Origin of the sequence: Streptomyces sp. NPDC050732 (assembly GCF_040654255.1) — a bacterium.
In the GTDB taxonomy this organism is placed as follows: domain Bacteria; phylum Actinomycetota; class Actinomycetes; order Streptomycetales; family Streptomycetaceae; genus Streptomyces.
This window is the reverse complement of record NZ_JBFAHP010000002.1, coordinates 204,864-220,293: the sequence shown is the minus strand read 5'-3', so window position 1 is coordinate 220,293 and position 15,430 is coordinate 204,864. Positions and strand designations below refer to the sequence as shown.

Below are 15,430 nucleotides of genomic sequence, written 5' to 3'. Positions count from 1 at the left end.
ACGGGCGCACGGCGGCGGGGCGGACGCCCGCCATCGGGACGGGTGCCCGCCATGTGGACGGGGGATTCCGGCGTATACTTGTTGTATCTATGCTGTGCGCATGCCGGCCGCCGCGATCACCCCACTGACCTCCGTCGCTCCCATCAAGCCGCCGCCCGCCGCCGAGCGGGTCTACACGCACGTCAAGCAAGCCGTCCTCGAACGCCGTTACGAGGGCGGCACGCTCCTCACCGAGGGCGAGCTCGCCGAGGCCGTGGGGGTGTCCCGCACCCCGGTGCGCGAGGCGCTCCTGAAGCTGGAGGTGGAGGGGTTGCTGCGGCTCTACCCGAAGAAGGGCGCGCTCGTGCTGCCCGTCTCCGCCCAGGAGATCACGGACGTCGTGGAGACGCGGCTGCTCGTCGAGACGCACTCGGTGCGCAAGGCGGTGCCCGCCCCCGCGGGACTGATCGGCCGGCTTGAGGAACTCCTGGCCCGGCAGCGGACGCAGGCCGCCGCCGGGGAGCTCGCGGAGGCCGCCGTCACCGACCGGTGCTTCCACGCGGAGATCGTCCGCAGCGGCGGCAACGACATCCTGTCCCGCCTCTACGACCAGCTGCGGGACCGGCAGCTGCGGATGGGCGTCGCCGTGATGCACTCGCACCCCGACCGGATCGCGAAGACCCTCGCCGAGCACGAGGAGATCCTCGACGCGCTGCGCCGCGGCGACGCGGAGGCGGCGGTCGCCGTGGTCACCCGGCACGTCGGCTGGTTCCAGAACCTGGCACGGGGCGAGGTCCGATGAGCTCCGCCACCCGCCCCGAGCCCCTTCCCGGCGACCCTTCCCCACGCTCCGAAGGAGCCGGGGGAGACCCCGTTGGCGGCCGGAAAGCCGTCCTCGTCTGGTCCATCGGCGTCGCCGTCTACTTCGTCGCCGTCATCTTCCGCACCTCGCTCGGCGTCGCCGGGCTCGACGCCGCGGACCGCTTTCACGTCAACGCGTCGGCGCTGTCGACCTTCTCCATACTCCAGCTGCTCGTCTACGCGGGCATGCAGATACCCGTCGGCCTGATGGTCGACCGGCTCGGCACCAAGAAGGTGCTGACCATCGGCGTCGTCCTCTTCACGATCGGCCAGCTCGGCTTCGCGTTCTCCCCCTCGTACGCGATGGCGCTCGCGTCCCGCGCCCTGCTCGGCTGCGGTGACGCGCTGACCTTCATCAGCGTCCTGCGGCTCGGCACGCGCTGGTTCCCGGCCCGGCGCGGCCCGATGGTCGCTCAGCTCGCGGGCCTCGTCGGCATGGCGGGCAACCTCGTGTCGACCCTCGTCCTGGCCCGGCTGCTGCACTCCGTCGGCTGGACCGCCGCCTTCGCGGGCAGCGCGCTCTGCGGTGTCGTCGTCCTCGTCCTGATGACACTGTTCCTGAAGGACCACCCCGAGGGGCACGAACCGGAACCGGCGCGGCACAGCGGCGCGGCCTTCGTGCGCAAGCAGATCGCCCTGTCCTGGCGCGAGCCCGGCACCCGGCTCGGCCTGTGGGTGCACTTCACCACGCAGTTCCCCGCGATGGTGTTCCTGCTGCTGTGGGGCCTGCCGTTCCTCGTCGAGGCGCAGGGCCTGTCCCGGGCGACGGCCGGTGAACTGCTCACGCTCGTCGTGCTGTCCAACATGGCCATCGGCCTCGTCTACGGCCAGATCGTGGCCCGGCACCACGCCGCGCGCCTCCCGCTTGCGCTCGGCACCATCGGGACGACGGCCGCGGCCTGGGCGGCCACGCTCGCGTACCCCGGGGACCACGCGCCGATGTGGCTGCTGATCGTGCTCTGCACGGTCCTCGGCGCCTGCGGCCCCGCCTCCATGATCGGCTTCGACTTCGCGCGGCCCGCCAACCCGCCGGAGCGGCAGGGCACGGCGTCCGGCATCACCAACATGGGCGGTTTCGTCGCCTCCATGACGACGCTGCTCGCGATCGGCGTGCTGCTCGACGCGACCGGCGACAACTACCGGGTCGCGTTCTCCGCGGTGTTCGTGCTTGAGGCGGTGGGGCTCTGCCAGATCCTGCGGCTCAAGTCGCGGGCGGTGCGCAGGGAACAGGAACAGCTCGTCGCCAGCCGGGTCGAGGCCGTGCACGTGCCGGTGTGAGCCCTGTGGGGCCTGTGGGGCCTGCGCCCAGGGTGACCTGTGGCGTCAGCGGGGTGTCACGGTGTCACCGCGAAGTTGCGCAGGACCGCCTCCGCCAGTTCGTGGTCGCCCTCGATCTTCACCCGGTCCGCGACCGCCCCGTACGTCACGCGGCCGCACGCCAGCCTGAAGTACGTCTCCCAGTCGAGGGCGAAGGTGGCGAGCGGGCCCAGCGAGGGGGTGCCGTCGACGGTGCCCTTGCCGTCGGCGTCGAGGCGGACCGTGCGCAGGAACTCGACGGGGCCGCTCACGTCGAAGACGACCGCCGAGTTCGCGGGCGCGCCCGCCTTCTCGCCGACGACCTTCGGGAGCCCCTGGAGGAGCAGGTCCCGGGCGACGTACGCCCCCGGGGAGTCGAGGTTGCCGGGCTTGCGCAGCGTCGTACGGAGGTCCTGCTCGTGCACCCACACGTCGAACGCGCGCAGCCGCATAGCCATTTCGAGGGTCTGCTCGGAGCCGAGCGGGCCGCGGATCTTGGTGCTCGGGTCCCGCGACTCGTTCCGCAGCTGCCGCGTACGGCGGATGATCGTGTACTCCAGCTCGGAGGTCATCTCCGGCGCGGTGTGGTGGCGCCGCACGTCGACCTGCATCTCCATGTACCGCTGGCCCTCGGTCTGGACGTGGAACAGGTCCCGGGGCAGGGTGTGGATCGGGCGGGGGTCGCCCAGCATCTCGCAGTCGAGGCCGATGACATGGGAGACGATGTCGCGCACCGACCAGCCGGGGCAGGGGGTGGCCCAGTTCCACTCCCCCTCGGCGAGAGGCGACACCAGCTCGGATATCGCCTCAACGGAATGCGTCCAGGCATCGGCGTAGTTCTGCAGGCTGGGATGGAGACTCACGGGACCCCTTGCGGTCGTACGCGGGCGGTGGGTGTCTGAGACGTTAAGTTACGCTGCCCGCAGGCACCCCGGCAGTGCTTTCGTGTGACGATCGTAGGCCCGTGTTGACGGCTCGAATGCCAGGACGGTGGTAGTGTGCGCGCCTCCCTCATCCAGATCGCCGTAGACGAGGACGAACCGGTCAACTCCCGTCGGTCCCGAGTCGCTTCGCTGGTACGCGAGGTGAGCGCCCGGGACGGCTCGGATCTGGTCGTTCTCCCGGAACTGTGGACCACGGGCGCCTTCGCCTACGACTCCTTCGCGAGCGAGGCGGAGCCGCTGGAGGGCCCGACGTACGAGGCCATGTCCAAGGCCGCGAGCGACGCGGGCGTGTGGCTGCACGCGGGCTCCATCCCGGAACGTGACCCGGAGGGCCCCCTCTACAACACCTCGCTCGTCTTCTCCCCGGCCGGTGAACTCGCCACCGCCTACCGGAAGATCCACCGCTTCGGCTTCGACAAGGGCGAGGCCGTCCTGATGGCGGCAGGCTCCGAGTTGGCGACGGTCCGCACGCCCGATGCCACGCTGGGCCTCGCGACCTGCTACGACCTGCGCTTTCCCGAGCTCTTCCGGGGGCTCGTCGACGCGGGCGCCGAGATGTTCGTGGTGCCGGCGGGGTGGCCGGAGCGGCGGCGGGAGCACTGGCTGCTGTTCGCGCGGGCGCGGGCGGTCGAGGACCAGGTGTACGTGTTGGCTTGCGGGACCGGTGGGGCGCATGCGGGGGTTCCGCAGGCGGGGCACAGTGTTGTCGTCGACCCTTGGGGTGAGGTGCTCGCGGAGGCGGGGAGTGGTGAGGAGGTCCTCACCGTCGATCTTGACCCCGGGAAGGTGGCGAAGGTCCGGGAGCAGTTCCCGGCGCTGAAGGATCGCCTCCTGGGGCAGGCCCCGCCGCCCCGCCCCTGAGTCGCGGCTGCGCCGCGAGTTTGCTGTGGTCTCTAGGGCCGCGGGTGCGTCGTGGCTGGTCGCGCAGTTCCCCGCGCCCCTGGGTCAGTCGTGGTTCTCCCGCTCCTTCTCCGCCAGGCGGATCACGCACACCGCCACTGCGATGAGCAGTGCGGGGTCGGCGTCGTCGCGGGTGATGTGGACGCCGTACGTCTCGCGCACGCTGAACCAGCGGCGCGAGATGTCGGCGAGGAGTTCACCGTCGTACTCGATGGCGAACTCGCGGTCGAGGATCTTGCCGCTGACGTCCAGTTCGGTGCCGTCGACCAGTTCGACGCGGTAGTGGTTGCGCAGCAGTGAGAGACGCTTGCGCTTCACCCTGGCGAGCGGCTCGCCCGCGCGCTCGATGACCATCGTGTCGCGCAGGGCGAGCATCTTGGCGTGGATGTCGATGAGGACTCTGCCCTGCGCGTCCTTCAGCTCGAAGGTGTCACGCAGGCGCATCGCCTTGCCGTCGACGAGGAAGACCTTGCGGCCCCGGTCGTCCTCGATCCAGTAGTCGTCACCGATGCCGAACACGCGGTCGCTCACGAGAAGTCTCATGGCGCCATGACTACCCCGAATCGCCGTACTTCGGACAGGTCAGTAGCCGCGCGGCTGGCCGTCCGGGTCGACGACGGTCGTCTGGGTGGCCGGCGGGACCACTGCCCTCCTGCGTCGGGCGATGCTGGTGAAGACGGCGACACCGATGAGTCCCACGGCCATCATGATGACTCCGGCGACGGTGAGGTTGACCCCCTCCATCTCCCAGTCGGTCGCGAACGTGAGGATGGCACCCGCGGCGATCAGAATGATGCATCCGCCCAGGCCCATGAGGACCGCCTCCCTGCTGTAGTGGCTACGAGGTCACCGGGTACCCGGGACCCTCGCAGCCACACAGGCATTCGGAGTTCAGCCCTCCAGGAACGCCACGAGCGCGTTGGCCAGCATGTGCGGGTCGTCCGCGCCGCACAGCTCGCGCACGCTGTGCATGGACAGGATCGCGACGCCGATGTCGACGGTCTTGATGCCGTGCCGGGCGGCGGTGATCGGGCCGATGGTGGTGCCGCACGGCATCGCGTTGTTGGAGACGAACGACTGGAACGGGACGCCCGCCCGCTCGCAGGCGGCGGCGAACACCGCGCGTCCCGAACCGTCGGTGGCGTAGCGGTTGTTGACGTTCACCTTGAGGATGGGGCCGCCGTTGGCGCGCGGGTGGTGCGTCGGGTCGTGCCGCTCCGCGTAGTTGGGGTGCACGGCGTGGCCGGTGTCGGAGGAGAGGCAGACGGTCCCGGCGAAGGCCCGTGCCCGGTCCTCGTACGAACCGCCGCGCGCGAACACGGACCGCTCAAGGACGCTGCCGAGGAGCGGGCCGTCGGCGCCGGTGTCGGACTGCGAGCCGTTCTCCTCGTGGTCGAAGGCGGCGAGCACGGGGATGTACGGCAGGTCCTCCTGGCCTGCGACGGCCGTGAGGGCGGCCGTCGCGGAGTGCACGGAGAGGAGGTTGTCCATGCGGGGGCCGGCGAGCAGTTCGCGGTCGCGGCCGAGGAAGGCGGGCGCCTCGACGGCGTACGTCATGAGGTCCCAGCCGGTGACGTCGCCCTCGGCGAGCCCGGTCTCGTCCTCCAGGAAGCGGATGAGGTCGCCCTCGTGGACGTCGTCGCCGAGCCCCCAGATGGGCTGCATGTGCTTCTGCTTGTCGAGCTTGAGCCCCTCGGTGTGCACGGACCGGTCCATGTGGATGGCCAGTTGGGGCACGCGAAGGAGCGGCCGGTCGATGTTCACGAGCCGCGTGGTGCCGTCGCGCAGGGAGAGGCGCCCGGCGAGGCCGAGGTCCCGGTCGAGCCAGGAGTTGAGGAGCGGCCCGCCGTAGATCTCCACGGCGACCTGGCGCCAGCCGTGGGCGCCGGCGTCGGGCTGCGGCTTCACGCGCAGGTTCGGGGAGTCGGTGTGGGCGCCGACGATGCGGAAGGGGGTGTGCGCCGCGGCGTTCTCCGGGACGTACCAGGCGATGATGGCGCCGCCCCGCAGCACGTACTTGCCGCCGGTGGTGCCGTCCCAGGGTTCGGTCTCCTCGACCTGCCGGAAACCGGCCTTCTCCAGCCGCTCGGCGGCGCTCGCCACGGCGTGGTACGGCGTGGGGCTCGCCGCGAGGAAGGTCATGAGGTCTTCGGTGTGGCCACGGTCGAAGGGCCCGGAGGGTGTGCGCATGCCAGCCAGCCTAGCTACCGCTTTCAACCGGTGGTGCGGCTCCCGACCCCGGGTGGCCGACGCACGACGGCCCGCCCCGGGGCGGGGCGGGCCGTCGTGGTGCGTCAGGGGCTGTACGGGCGCCTCAGGAGGCGCCGTGCTGCCTGGGGGGCGTCCTTGACTAGAACGCCGCCTCGTCCAGCTCCATCAGGTCCAGCTCCACGCCCTCGGCGAGCTTCCGCTCGGTCGCGACGGCCGGCAGGACGTTCGCGGCGAAGAACTTGGCGGCGGCGATCTTGCCCTCGTAGAAGGCCTTGTCCTTCGCCGAAGCCGTCTCCAGCTTCTCGGCGGCGACCGCGGCACCGCGCAGCAGCAGGTAGCCGACGACGACGTCGCCCGAGACCATCAGGAGGCGGGTCGTGTTGAGGCCCACCTTGTAGATGGACTTGACGTCCTTCTCCGTGGCCGCGAGGTCGGTCAGCATGACGCCGACGATGGCCTCCAGCTCGACGGCGGCCTTGGCCAGCTCCTCGCGCGCGGCGGCAAGGGTCTCGCCGCCCGTGCCGACCGCGAGGAACTTCTTGATCTCCTCGGCGAGGCCGTTCAGCGCGGCGCCCTGGTTGCGGACGATCTTCCGGAAGAAGTAGTCCTGGCCCTGGATCGCCGTCGTGCCCTCGTAGAGGGTGTCGATCTTGGCGTCACGGATGTACTGCTCGATCGGGTACTCCTGGAGGTACCCCGAGCCACCGAACGTCTGGAGCGACTGGGCGAGCAGTTCGTACGACTTCTCCGAGCCGTAGCCCTTGACTATCGGGAGGAGGAGGTCGTTGAGCGCGATCAGCGCCGACGCGTCCTCGCCCGCCGCCTCCTTGACCTGGATCTCGTCCTGGACGGCCGCGGTGTGCAGGACCAGGGCGCGCATGCCCTCCGCGTACGCCTTCTGCGTGATGAGGGAACGGCGCACGTCGGGGTGGTGGGTGATCGTCACCTTGGGCGCCGTCTTGTCCATGAACTGGGCCAGGTCGGGGCCCTGCACGCGCTCCTTGGCGTACTCCAGGGCGTTCAGGTAGCCCGTCGAGAGCGTCGCGATGGCCTTCGTGCCGACCATCATGCGGGCGAACTCGATGATCATGAACATCTGGCGGATGCCGTCGTGCTTGTCGCCGATCAGCCAGCCCTTGGCGGGGTGCTGGTCGCCGAACGTCATCTCGCAGGTGTTCGAGGCCTTGAGGCCCATCTTGTGCTCGACGTTCGTGGCGTAGACGCCGTTGCGCTCGCCCAGCTCGCCGGTCTCCCAGTCGAACTCGTACTTCGGGACGAGGAAGAGGGAGAGGCCCTTGGTGCCGGGTCCTGCGCCCTCGGGGCGGGCGAGGACGTAGTGGAGGATGTTCTCCGACATGTCGTGCTCGCCGGACGTGATGAAGCGCTTCACGCCCTCGATGTGCCAGGAGCCGTCCTCCTGCTGCACGGCCTTCGTGCGGCCCGCGCCCACGTCCGAACCGGCGTCCGGCTCGGTCAGGACCATCGTCGAGCCCCACTGCTTCTCGACGGCGATCTGCGCGATCTTCTTCTGCGCCTCGTTGCCCTCTTCGAAGAGGATGCCCGCGAACGCCGGACCGGACGAGTACATCCAGACGGCCGGGTTCGCGCCGAGCAGCAGCTCCGCGTACGCCCAGATCAGGGAGCGCGGGGAGGTCGTGCCGCCGATCTCCTCGGGCAGGCCGAGGCGCCAGTACTCGGAGTCCATGAAGGCCTGGTAGCTCTTCTTGAACGATGCGGGCACCGGGGCGGTGTTGGTCGCGGGGTCGAAGACCGGCGGGTTGCGGTCGGCGTCCTCGAAGGACTCCGCCAGCTCGTTCTCCGCGAGGCGGCGCAGCTCGTCGAGGATGCTCTTGGCGGTGTCGACGTCCATCTCCGCGAACGGGCCGGTGCCGTACAGCTTGTCGCGGCCGAGCACCTCGAAGAGGTTGAACTCGATGTCGCGGAGATTCGACTTGTAGTGGCCCATGGCGAAGGCTCCGTAAGCAGGAAAGTGGATGAATACCAGCAAGTAGCTACGATGATGCTACCCGTCGGTAATAAGGCGCAACCCCTAACAGCCCATCTGTGACGTCCATGACTCAGTACGCTTACGCGCATGTACGGCTACGACCAGAATCCCGGCGCCCAGCAGCAGTACGCCCCGCCGGGCGCGCAGCCGCCGCCGCAGCAGATGCAGGGCATGCCCGGCGGTGGCTACGGCCAGCAGCCTCCGCTCTACCCCGAGCCCTCGCCGCCGTCCCTCGCGGACGCCGTGCGGGCCTTCACGACGGGGTCGATGTCCGCCGAGGACTTCCAGCAGATCTTCGCCACGTCGAAGGTCTACTGCCCGCGCGGTGACAACCCCGGCTTCCTCGCCCTGCACAACACGCAGCAGCCCGTGATCCCGATGTTCACGTCCCTCAAGGAGCTGCGCAGGTACGCGGGCAAGGACTCCAAGTACTTCGTCATCACCGGTGCGGAGGTCATCGACCTGCTCCCGACCGGGTACGGCTTCGTCCTGGACATGGAGGGCGAGCACCGCATGGTCTTCGACGCGAAGGCCGTGGAGCAGATGGTCGACTTCGCGATGCGCCGTATGTACGGCTAGGTCGGGACCGCGTGTGCGGCCCGGTCGGGACCGCGCCGGCTCACTCGTAGATCGCTTCAAGCCACCCCCGGAGCCCGGAGGGAATTCCCTCCGGGCTTCACTCGTTCCCAGTGGCAGAAAGTTCTACGTTCAACTAAAGTGAGCGAACGAGGAGGTACCGACCATGCCTGCAGTGACTGTCGAGAACCCGCTGATCCTGCCCCGAGTGGTGGCACCGGCCGACGCGACGGCGCGCCCCGTGCTCGCCGTGACCACGGCGCCGAGCGGCTTCGAGGGCGAGGGGTTCCCGGTGCGCCGGGCCTTCGCGGGGATCAACTACAAGTACCTCGACCCGTTCATCATGATGGACCAGATGGGCGAGGTGGAGTACGAGGCGGGCGAGCCGAAGGGCACCCCCTGGCACCCGCACCGCGGCTTCGAGACGGTCACGTACCTGATCGACGGCACCTTCGTGCACCAGGACTCCAACGGCGGCGGCGGCACCATCCGCAACGGCGACACCCAGTGGATGACGGCCGGCAGCGGCCTCCTGCACATCGAGGCGCCGCCCGAGGAGCTCGTCATGTCCGGCGGCCTCTTCCACGGCCTCCAGCTGTGGGTGAACCTGCCCGCCAAGGACAAGATGATGGACCCCCGCTACCAGGACATCCGCGGCGGCCAGGTCCAGCTGCTCTCCACCCCCGACGGCGGCGCGCTGCTCCGCGTCATCGCCGGTGAGCTCGACGGGCACGAGGGCCCCGGCATCACGCACACGCCGATCACGATGATCCACGCGACCGTGCGGCCCGGCGCCGAGGTCACCCTGCCCTGGCGCGAGGGCTTCAACGGACTCGCGTACGTCCTCGCCGGCCGCGGCACCGTCGGCGCCGAGCGGCGCCCCGTCCACATGGGGCAGACCGCCGTCTTCGGCGCCGGGTCCTCGCTGACCGTCCGCGCCGACGAGCGGCAGGACGCGCACGCCCCCGACCTGGAGATCGTGCTGCTCGGCGGGCAGCCGATCCGGGAGCCCATGGCCCACTACGGCCCGTTCGTGATGAACAGTCAGGCCGAGCTGCAGCAGGCCTTCGAGGACTTCCAGAAGGGACGGCTCGGCTCCGTCCCCGCCGTGCACGGCATGTAGTCCCGGTGTAATCCCGTCCCTGGCCGTACATAACGTGCGCGGGGCACGGCCCCGTGTTCGGGTAGGAGGGGTGAGCACCCTCCTGCCCGAGCCCGCGCGCCGCACCGCCGCCTGGTGCGTCGTCGTCCTCCTCGTCACCGGCGTGGCCGCCGTGGGGATCTGGCTCTGCGTCACTTTCAAGACAGCGGTGACCCCGGTCCTGCTCGCGCTCCTCGGCACCGCGCTGCTCGGACCGCTCTACCGGCGGCTGCTCGGAATGAAGGTGCAGCGGTCGCTCGCCGCCGGGCTGACCTGCGCGGCCGTCGTCGCCGTCGTCGGCGGGGCCACCTACATCGTGGTCAAGGCGCTGATCGACAGCGGCGACCAGATCATCGCCTCGCTCAAGCAGGCCGCGACCGACCTGTCGAAGTACTTCGGGGCGGCGGGCACCTCGCTCGACGACATGGCGTCCAACGCCAAGGAACTCTTCGGGAAGTTCGGCGGGACCGCCGCGTCCGGAGTGATCAGCGGCATCAGCACCGTCGGCGAGATGATGGCGATGGCCGTCCTCGCCCTGCTGCTCGTCTTCTTCTTCCTACGGGACTCCGACCGAGCGATGAGCACACTGCGCTCCCTCGCCCCCGGCAACACCGCCGGCATCATCGAGGCCATGGCCCGCCGTGCCTTCGAGGCCATCGAGGGCTTCATGCGCGGGACGACGATCATCGCGTTCATCGACGCCATCTGCATCACCGTCGGCCTGCTGATCCTCGGCGTCCCCGGCGCCTGGGGCCTCGGCGCGCTCGTCTTCGTCGGGGCCTACATCCCCTACCTCGGGGCGTTCCTGTCCGGCGCCGTCGCCATCCTGGTCGCCCTGGCCGACCGCGGCTTCGTGATCGCCCTGTGGGCACTCGGCGTGGTCCTGGCCGTGCAGGTCCTCGAAGGCCACATCCTCCAGCCCATGATCCAGAGCCGCACGGTCCAGATGCACCCGGCAGTGGTCATGCTGGCGATCACCGCAGGCGCCTCGGTGGCCGGCATCCTCGGCATGCTCCTGGCGGTCCCCCTCACGGCGGCGGCCTTCGGAATCGTGTCGGAACTGCGAGGCACCTACACGGGCACGACATAGCGCCCCGTAAGGGGCGCGGGGAACTGCGCGAGCAACCCCCACGGCGCCGCGGCCGACGACGGCTCTGTTCAGGGGCGCGGGGAACTGCGCGAGCAACCACAGCGCTGCCGCAGGTGACGACGGCGCTATTCAGGGGCGCGGGGAACTGCGTGAGCCCCCGTACGACCCGCACATCACCCCTCCAGGGCGCCCTCCCCCACCCCACCGCCGGAGGCCCCCGCATCCTCGTACAGCTCGAACCAAATGCTCTTGCCGTCACCGCGAGGGTCCACCCCCCACGCCCCGGCGAGCAGTTCCATCAGGACGAGCCCGCGCCCCGAAGAGGCGAGCTCACCCGGCTGCCGCTTGTGCGGCAGGTCGTCGCTGCCGTCCGCGACCTCGGCCCGCAGCCTGCGCGCGCCCGGCGCACCGGTGACCTCGGCGACCATCAGGGCGTCGCCGTCCGTGTGCACGAGGACGTTGGTGAGCATCTCCGAGACCATCAGGACCGCCGAGTCGACCTGGTCGTCGTCCGCCCAGTCGTGCAGCAGGTCCCGCAGGTGCCTGCGGGCCCCGGCGATGCGCTCCGGTTCGGCCTGGGCGATGGTGAGGACCGTGCGGCGGGCGTCCGTGCGCTGCTCGGGCCGGCTCGTGCGGCTCAGCAGCAGTATCGCTATGTCGTCCTCGCGGCGGTCGGCGAGCGGTCCCGTCGTGTGGTGCGAGGACGGCCCGTGCACGGCCTGCACGAGCGAGTCGGCGAGCTGTTCGAGGCCCTCGGAGTCACCGTCGCCCTCGTACTCCTCCAGGGTCGTCCTGATCCGTGACCAGCCGCTGTCCAGGTCGTGGCCGCCGGTCTCGATGAGGCCGTCGGTGCAGATCAGCATGGTCTCGCCGGGTTCCAGGACGAGCCGCGTCGTCGGATAGTCGGCGTCCGGGTCGATGCCGAGCGGCAGGCCGCCCGCGGTGGGCCGCAGCAGAACCGTTCCGTCGCTCATGCGTATCGCGGGTTCGGGGTGCCCGGCGCGGGCCATCTCCAGGACGCCGGTCGCCGGGTCGGCCTCCACGTACAGGCAGGTCGCGAAGCGCGGGTCGTACTCCGTGGCCTCGTCGGCGCCCGTGCCGCTCGACCCGAAGGTGATGGACTCGGTGATCCCCGACAGGAAGCGCGTCGCGCGGGAGAGGACGGCGTCCGGGCGGTGCCCCTCCGAGGCGTACGCGCGCAGGGCGATCCGCAGCTGTCCCATCAGGCCCGCCGCGCGCACGTCGTGCCCCTGCACGTCCCCGATGACGAAGGCGATACGGCCGCTGGGCAGCGGAATCATGTCGTACCAGTCGCCGCCCACCTGAAGCCCGCCGCCGGTCGGCACATAGCGGGCTGCCACGCTCATCCCCGGGATCTGCGGCCCGAGCATCGGCAGCATCGACCGCTGCAGCCCCTCCGTCAGCTCCCGCTCCGACTCTGCGACACCGGCCCGCGACAGCGCCTGCGCCAGCATGCGCGCCACCGTCGTCAGGACGGAACGCTCGTCGGGCGTGAACGACACCGGATACGTGAACGCCGCCATCCACGCGCCCATCGTGCGGCCCGCGACGGTCAGCGGCAGGAACGCCCACGACTGCCGCTCGAAGCGGCTGGCCAGCGGCCAGGAGGCGGGATAGCGCCTGCGGTAGTCCTCCGGGGTGGAGAGGTAGACGGCACGTCCGGTGCGTACCACCTCGGCGGCCGGGTAGTCGGTGTCCAGCGGCATCGCCGAGAAGGGCCCGTCGTCGCCGGGCTGGTGCCCGTGGTGCCCGATGATCGTCAGCCGCTCGCCCTCCACTCCGAAGACCGCGAGCCCGTCCGGCGAGAACCCCGGCATGGAGAGCCCGCCGGCCACCCGCAGCACCTCCTCCGTGGAGCGTGCCTCGGCGAGCGCCCGCCCCGCGTCCAGCAGGAACGCCTCGCGGGAGCGGCGCCAGTCGCCGGTGACGGGGGTGCGGGCGGCGGTGCCGGGCGCGGGCTCCGTGACTTCCTGCAAGGTGCCGACCAGTTCGTACGCCTCGGTCGCCCCGTGCATGACGGGCTTGGAGCGGCTGCGCACGGTGCGCAAAACCCGGCGCCCCGTCTCGTCCATGATCCGCAGCCGGGCCTCGGCGAGGGTGCCCTCGGCGACGGCGAGCTGGACGGTTCCGTAGATCTCGTTCCAGTCGACGGGGTGGAAGCGGGAGCGTACGCCCGCCTCGGACACGGTCTGGGCGCGGGCGGGCAGGCCGAGGAGCCGGGCCGCCTCGGCGTCGAGCGTGACGGTCCCGGATGCGTTGTCCCAGCGCCACAGCCCGGTCGCGACGGCGGCCAGGACGTCCCGTACGGGTGGCAGGGAGTCATCCCCCACCTGCAGAAGGGGATCGTCGGTGCGCATTGACCCACTTTAGGAAGATGTACACGTGAGGCGCCACCGAACCTGATGGCATCCGGTCCCGGGCGGGTGGCCCCGGCCCCTTCGGCGGGCGGCCCCGGCCCTCCCTGCGGGTGGCCCCCGGTGATATCCGGAAACCGATCCTCGGCCGGACGGTAGCCTTGGGAGCGTCTGCTCTCTCCCCTATTCGCGAAGACTGGATGAACGACGATGCATCGGTACAGGTCCCACACCTGCGGCGAGCTCCGCGCCTCTGACGTCGGCACCGACGTCCGGCTGAGCGGCTGGCTGCACAATCGCCGAGACCTGGGCGGCATTCTCTTCATCGATCTCCGCGATCACTACGGCATCACGCAGCTGGTGGCCCGCCCGGGCACGCCCGCCGCCGAGACGCTCGACAAGCTCTCCAAGGAGACGGTCGTCCGCGTCGACGGCAAGGTCGTCTCGCGCGGCGCCGACAACGTGAACCCGGAGCTGCCCACCGGCGAGATCGAGATCGAGGCCGCCGAGGTCGAGGTGCTCGGCGCCGCGGGCCCGCTGCCCTTCACGATCAACGCCGAGGACGGCGTGAACGAGGAGCGGCGCCTGGAGTACCGCTTCCTGGACCTGCGCCGCGAGCGCATGCACCGCAACATCATGCTGCGCAGCGCCGTGATCGCCTCGATCCGCTCCAAGATGGTGGCCCTCGGCTTCAACGAGATGGCGACACCGATCCTCACCGCGACCTCCCCCGAGGGCGCGCGCGACTTCGTCGTCCCGTCCCGCCTGAACCCCGGCAAGTTCTACGCGCTGCCCCAGGCCCCCCAGCAGTTCAAGCAGCTGCTGATGATCTCGGGCTTCGACCGCTACTTCCAGATCGCGCCCTGCTTCCGCGACGAGGACGCGCGCGCGGACCGCTCGCCGGGCGAGTTCTACCAGCTCGACGTCGAGATGAGCTTCGTGGAGCAGGAAGACGTCTTCCAGCCCATCGAGAAGCTGATGACGGAGCTGTTCACGGAGTTCGGCGGCGGCCGCGAGGTCACGTCTCCCTTCCCGCGCATCCCGTTCCGCGAGTCGATGCTGAAGTACGGCAACGACAAGCCGGACCTGCGCGCGAAGCTCGAACTGGTCGACATCACCGACATCTTCGAGGGCTCGGAGTTCAAGGCGTTCGCGGGCAAGCACGTGCGCGCGCTTCCGGTCCCGGACACGGCGTCGCAGTCCCGCAAGTTCTTCGACGGCCTCGGTGACTACGCCGTGGAGCAGGGTGCCAAGGGCCTGGCCTGGGTGCGCGTCGCCGAGGACGGCTCGCTGACGGGCCCGATCGCCAAGTTCCTCACCGAGGAGAACGTGGCGGAGCTGACGAAGCGCCTCGGCCTGGAGGCCGGTCACGCCGTCTTCTTCGGCGCGGGCGAGTTCGACGAGGTCTCGAAGATCATGAGCGCGGTCCGCGTCGAGGCGGCCAAGCGCGCGGGCCACTTCGAGGAGGGCGTCTTCCGCTTCTGCTGGATCGTCGACTTCCCGATGTACGAGAAGGACGAGGAGACCGGCAAGATCGACTTCTCCCACAACCCCTTCTCGATGCCGCAGGGCGGCATGAAGGACCTGGAGGAAAAGGACCCGCTCGACATTCTCGCCTGGCAGTACGACATCGTCTGCAACGGCATCGAGCTGTCCTCCGGCGCCATCCGGAACCACGAGCCCGAGGTCATGCTGAAGGCCTTCGAGATCGCGGGTTACGACGCGGAGACCGTCGAGCACGAGTTCGCGGGCATGCTGCGTGCCTTCCGCCTCGGCGCGCCGCCGCACGGTGGCATCGCCCCCGGCGTCGACCGCATCGTGATGCTCCTCGCCGACGAGCCGAACATCCGCGAGACGATCGCGTTCCCGCTGAACGGCAACGCGCAGGATCTGATGATGGGGGCGCCGACGGAGCTGGATGAGTCCCGGCTGCGGGAGCTCAACATTTCTCTGCGGAAGCCTGTTGCGCCGAAGTCGGCGGCGCAGTAGCGGTTACGTAATTGGCCCCGGAACCGTTGGTTCCGGGGCCTTTTGCTGTTCGCTGTCGCG

Annotated in this window: 13 protein-coding genes; 7 read left to right on the top strand and 6 right to left on the bottom strand. The window is 70.1% G+C overall.

The features are described 5' to 3' along the window. Positions 1-100 precede the first annotated feature (100 nt). The gene (locus AB0H82_RS03015; RefSeq protein WP_362988124.1) at positions 101-781 is read left to right on the top strand and encodes a GntR family transcriptional regulator; all 681 of its coding nucleotides are present in this window, start codon (positions 101-103) and stop codon (positions 779-781) included. Continuing rightward, positions 778-2,118: an MFS transporter gene (locus tag AB0H82_RS03010; RefSeq protein WP_362988122.1), complete on the top strand. Its 1,341-nt coding sequence runs from the start codon at positions 778-780 to the stop codon at positions 2,116-2,118. The genes AB0H82_RS03015 and AB0H82_RS03010 overlap by 4 nt, the downstream gene beginning before the upstream one ends. Positions 2,119-2,174: 56 nt before the next feature. On the opposite strand, the gene AB0H82_RS03005 is transcribed toward AB0H82_RS03010, so the two are convergent. Beyond that, a complete protein-coding gene (locus AB0H82_RS03005; RefSeq protein WP_362988120.1) occupies positions 2,175-2,999 on the bottom strand; it encodes a maleylpyruvate isomerase family mycothiol-dependent enzyme in 825 nt (274 codons plus the stop codon). A gap of 135 nt (positions 3,000-3,134) precedes the next feature. Between AB0H82_RS03005 and AB0H82_RS03000 the strand changes: the two genes are divergently transcribed. Next, a complete protein-coding gene (locus AB0H82_RS03000; protein ID WP_362988118.1) occupies positions 3,135-3,941 on the top strand; it encodes a carbon-nitrogen family hydrolase in 807 nt (268 codons plus the stop codon). Between the two features lie 84 nt (positions 3,942-4,025). Here AB0H82_RS03000 and AB0H82_RS02995 read toward each other — a convergent pair whose 3' ends face one another. From AB0H82_RS02995 to AB0H82_RS02980, 4 genes are all read right to left on the bottom strand, one after another. Continuing rightward, on the bottom strand, positions 4,026-4,523 hold the full coding sequence (locus tag AB0H82_RS02995; RefSeq protein WP_362988115.1) for an LURP-one-related family protein: 498 nt from the start codon (positions 4,521-4,523) through the stop codon (positions 4,026-4,028). 39 nt (positions 4,524-4,562) lie between these two features. After that, entirely contained in the window at positions 4,563-4,793 is a 231-nt protein-coding gene (locus AB0H82_RS02990) for a DUF6458 family protein (protein ID WP_362988113.1), read from the bottom strand. Positions 4,794-4,871: 78 nt separating this feature from the next. After that, the gene (locus AB0H82_RS02985; protein WP_362988111.1) at positions 4,872-6,170 is read right to left on the bottom strand and encodes a M18 family aminopeptidase; all 1,299 of its coding nucleotides are present in this window, start codon (positions 6,168-6,170) and stop codon (positions 4,872-4,874) included. Between the two features lie 160 nt (positions 6,171-6,330). Continuing rightward, positions 6,331-8,157, bottom strand: coding sequence for an acyl-CoA dehydrogenase (locus AB0H82_RS02980; RefSeq protein ID WP_362988311.1), 1,827 nt, complete (start codon positions 8,155-8,157; stop codon positions 6,331-6,333). A gap of 129 nt (positions 8,158-8,286) precedes the next feature. Between AB0H82_RS02980 and AB0H82_RS02975 the strand changes: the two genes are divergently transcribed. From AB0H82_RS02975 to AB0H82_RS02965, 3 genes are all read left to right on the top strand, one after another. Next, positions 8,287-8,778 (top strand): SseB family protein, encoded by a 492-nt coding sequence (locus tag AB0H82_RS02975; RefSeq protein ID WP_127913024.1) that lies wholly within the window; start codon positions 8,287-8,289, stop codon positions 8,776-8,778. A 163-nt stretch (positions 8,779-8,941) separates the two neighbouring features. Then, positions 8,942-9,898 (top strand): pirin family protein, encoded by a 957-nt coding sequence (locus tag AB0H82_RS02970; protein ID WP_362988109.1) that lies wholly within the window; start codon positions 8,942-8,944, stop codon positions 9,896-9,898. Between the two features lie 70 nt (positions 9,899-9,968). Next, entirely contained in the window at positions 9,969-11,006 is a 1,038-nt protein-coding gene (locus AB0H82_RS02965) for an AI-2E family transporter (protein WP_362988107.1), read from the top strand. A 173-nt stretch (positions 11,007-11,179) separates the two neighbouring features. Here the strand turns inward: AB0H82_RS02965 and AB0H82_RS02960 are convergent, their stop codons facing one another. Beyond that, positions 11,180-13,384 carry a SpoIIE family protein phosphatase gene (locus tag AB0H82_RS02960; protein ID WP_362988105.1) on the bottom strand — a complete coding sequence of 735 codons (2,205 nt, stop codon included), beginning with the start codon at positions 13,382-13,384 and terminating at the stop codon, positions 11,180-11,182. 207 nt (positions 13,385-13,591) lie between these two features. Here AB0H82_RS02960 and aspS point away from each other — a divergent pair, with 207 nt between their 5' ends. Further along, a complete protein-coding gene (gene aspS / locus AB0H82_RS02955; RefSeq protein WP_362988104.1) occupies positions 13,592-15,370 on the top strand; it encodes an aspartate--tRNA ligase in 1,779 nt (592 codons plus the stop codon). Positions 15,371-15,430: the final 60 nt, after the last annotated feature.

Bases quoted from the DNA above. Each gene is read 5' to 3' on its own strand.
- AB0H82_RS03015 (WP_362988124.1), top strand. From the start codon at position 101: ATGCCGGCCGCCGCGATCACCCCACTGACCTCCGTCGCTCCCATCAAG.
- AB0H82_RS03010 (WP_362988122.1), top strand. From the start codon at position 778: ATGAGCTCCGCCACCCGCCCCGAGCCCCTTCCCGGCGACCCTTCCCCA.
- AB0H82_RS02995 (WP_362988115.1), bottom strand. From the start codon at position 4,523: ATGAGACTTCTCGTGAGCGACCGCGTGTTCGGCATCGGTGACGACTAC.
- AB0H82_RS02990 (WP_362988113.1), bottom strand. From the start codon at position 4,793: ATGGGCCTGGGCGGATGCATCATTCTGATCGCCGCGGGTGCCATCCTC.
- AB0H82_RS02985 (WP_362988111.1), bottom strand. From the start codon at position 6,170: ATGCGCACACCCTCCGGGCCCTTCGACCGTGGCCACACCGAAGACCTC.
- AB0H82_RS02980 (WP_362988311.1), bottom strand. From the start codon at position 8,157: ATGGGCCACTACAAGTCGAATCTCCGCGACATCGAGTTCAACCTCTTC.
- AB0H82_RS02975 (WP_127913024.1), top strand. From the start codon at position 8,287: ATGTACGGCTACGACCAGAATCCCGGCGCCCAGCAGCAGTACGCCCCG.
- AB0H82_RS02970 (WP_362988109.1), top strand. From the start codon at position 8,942: ATGCCTGCAGTGACTGTCGAGAACCCGCTGATCCTGCCCCGAGTGGTG.
- AB0H82_RS02960 (WP_362988105.1), bottom strand. From the start codon at position 13,384: ATGCGCACCGACGATCCCCTTCTGCAGGTGGGGGATGACTCCCTGCCA.
- aspS (WP_362988104.1), top strand. From the start codon at position 13,592: ATGCATCGGTACAGGTCCCACACCTGCGGCGAGCTCCGCGCCTCTGAC.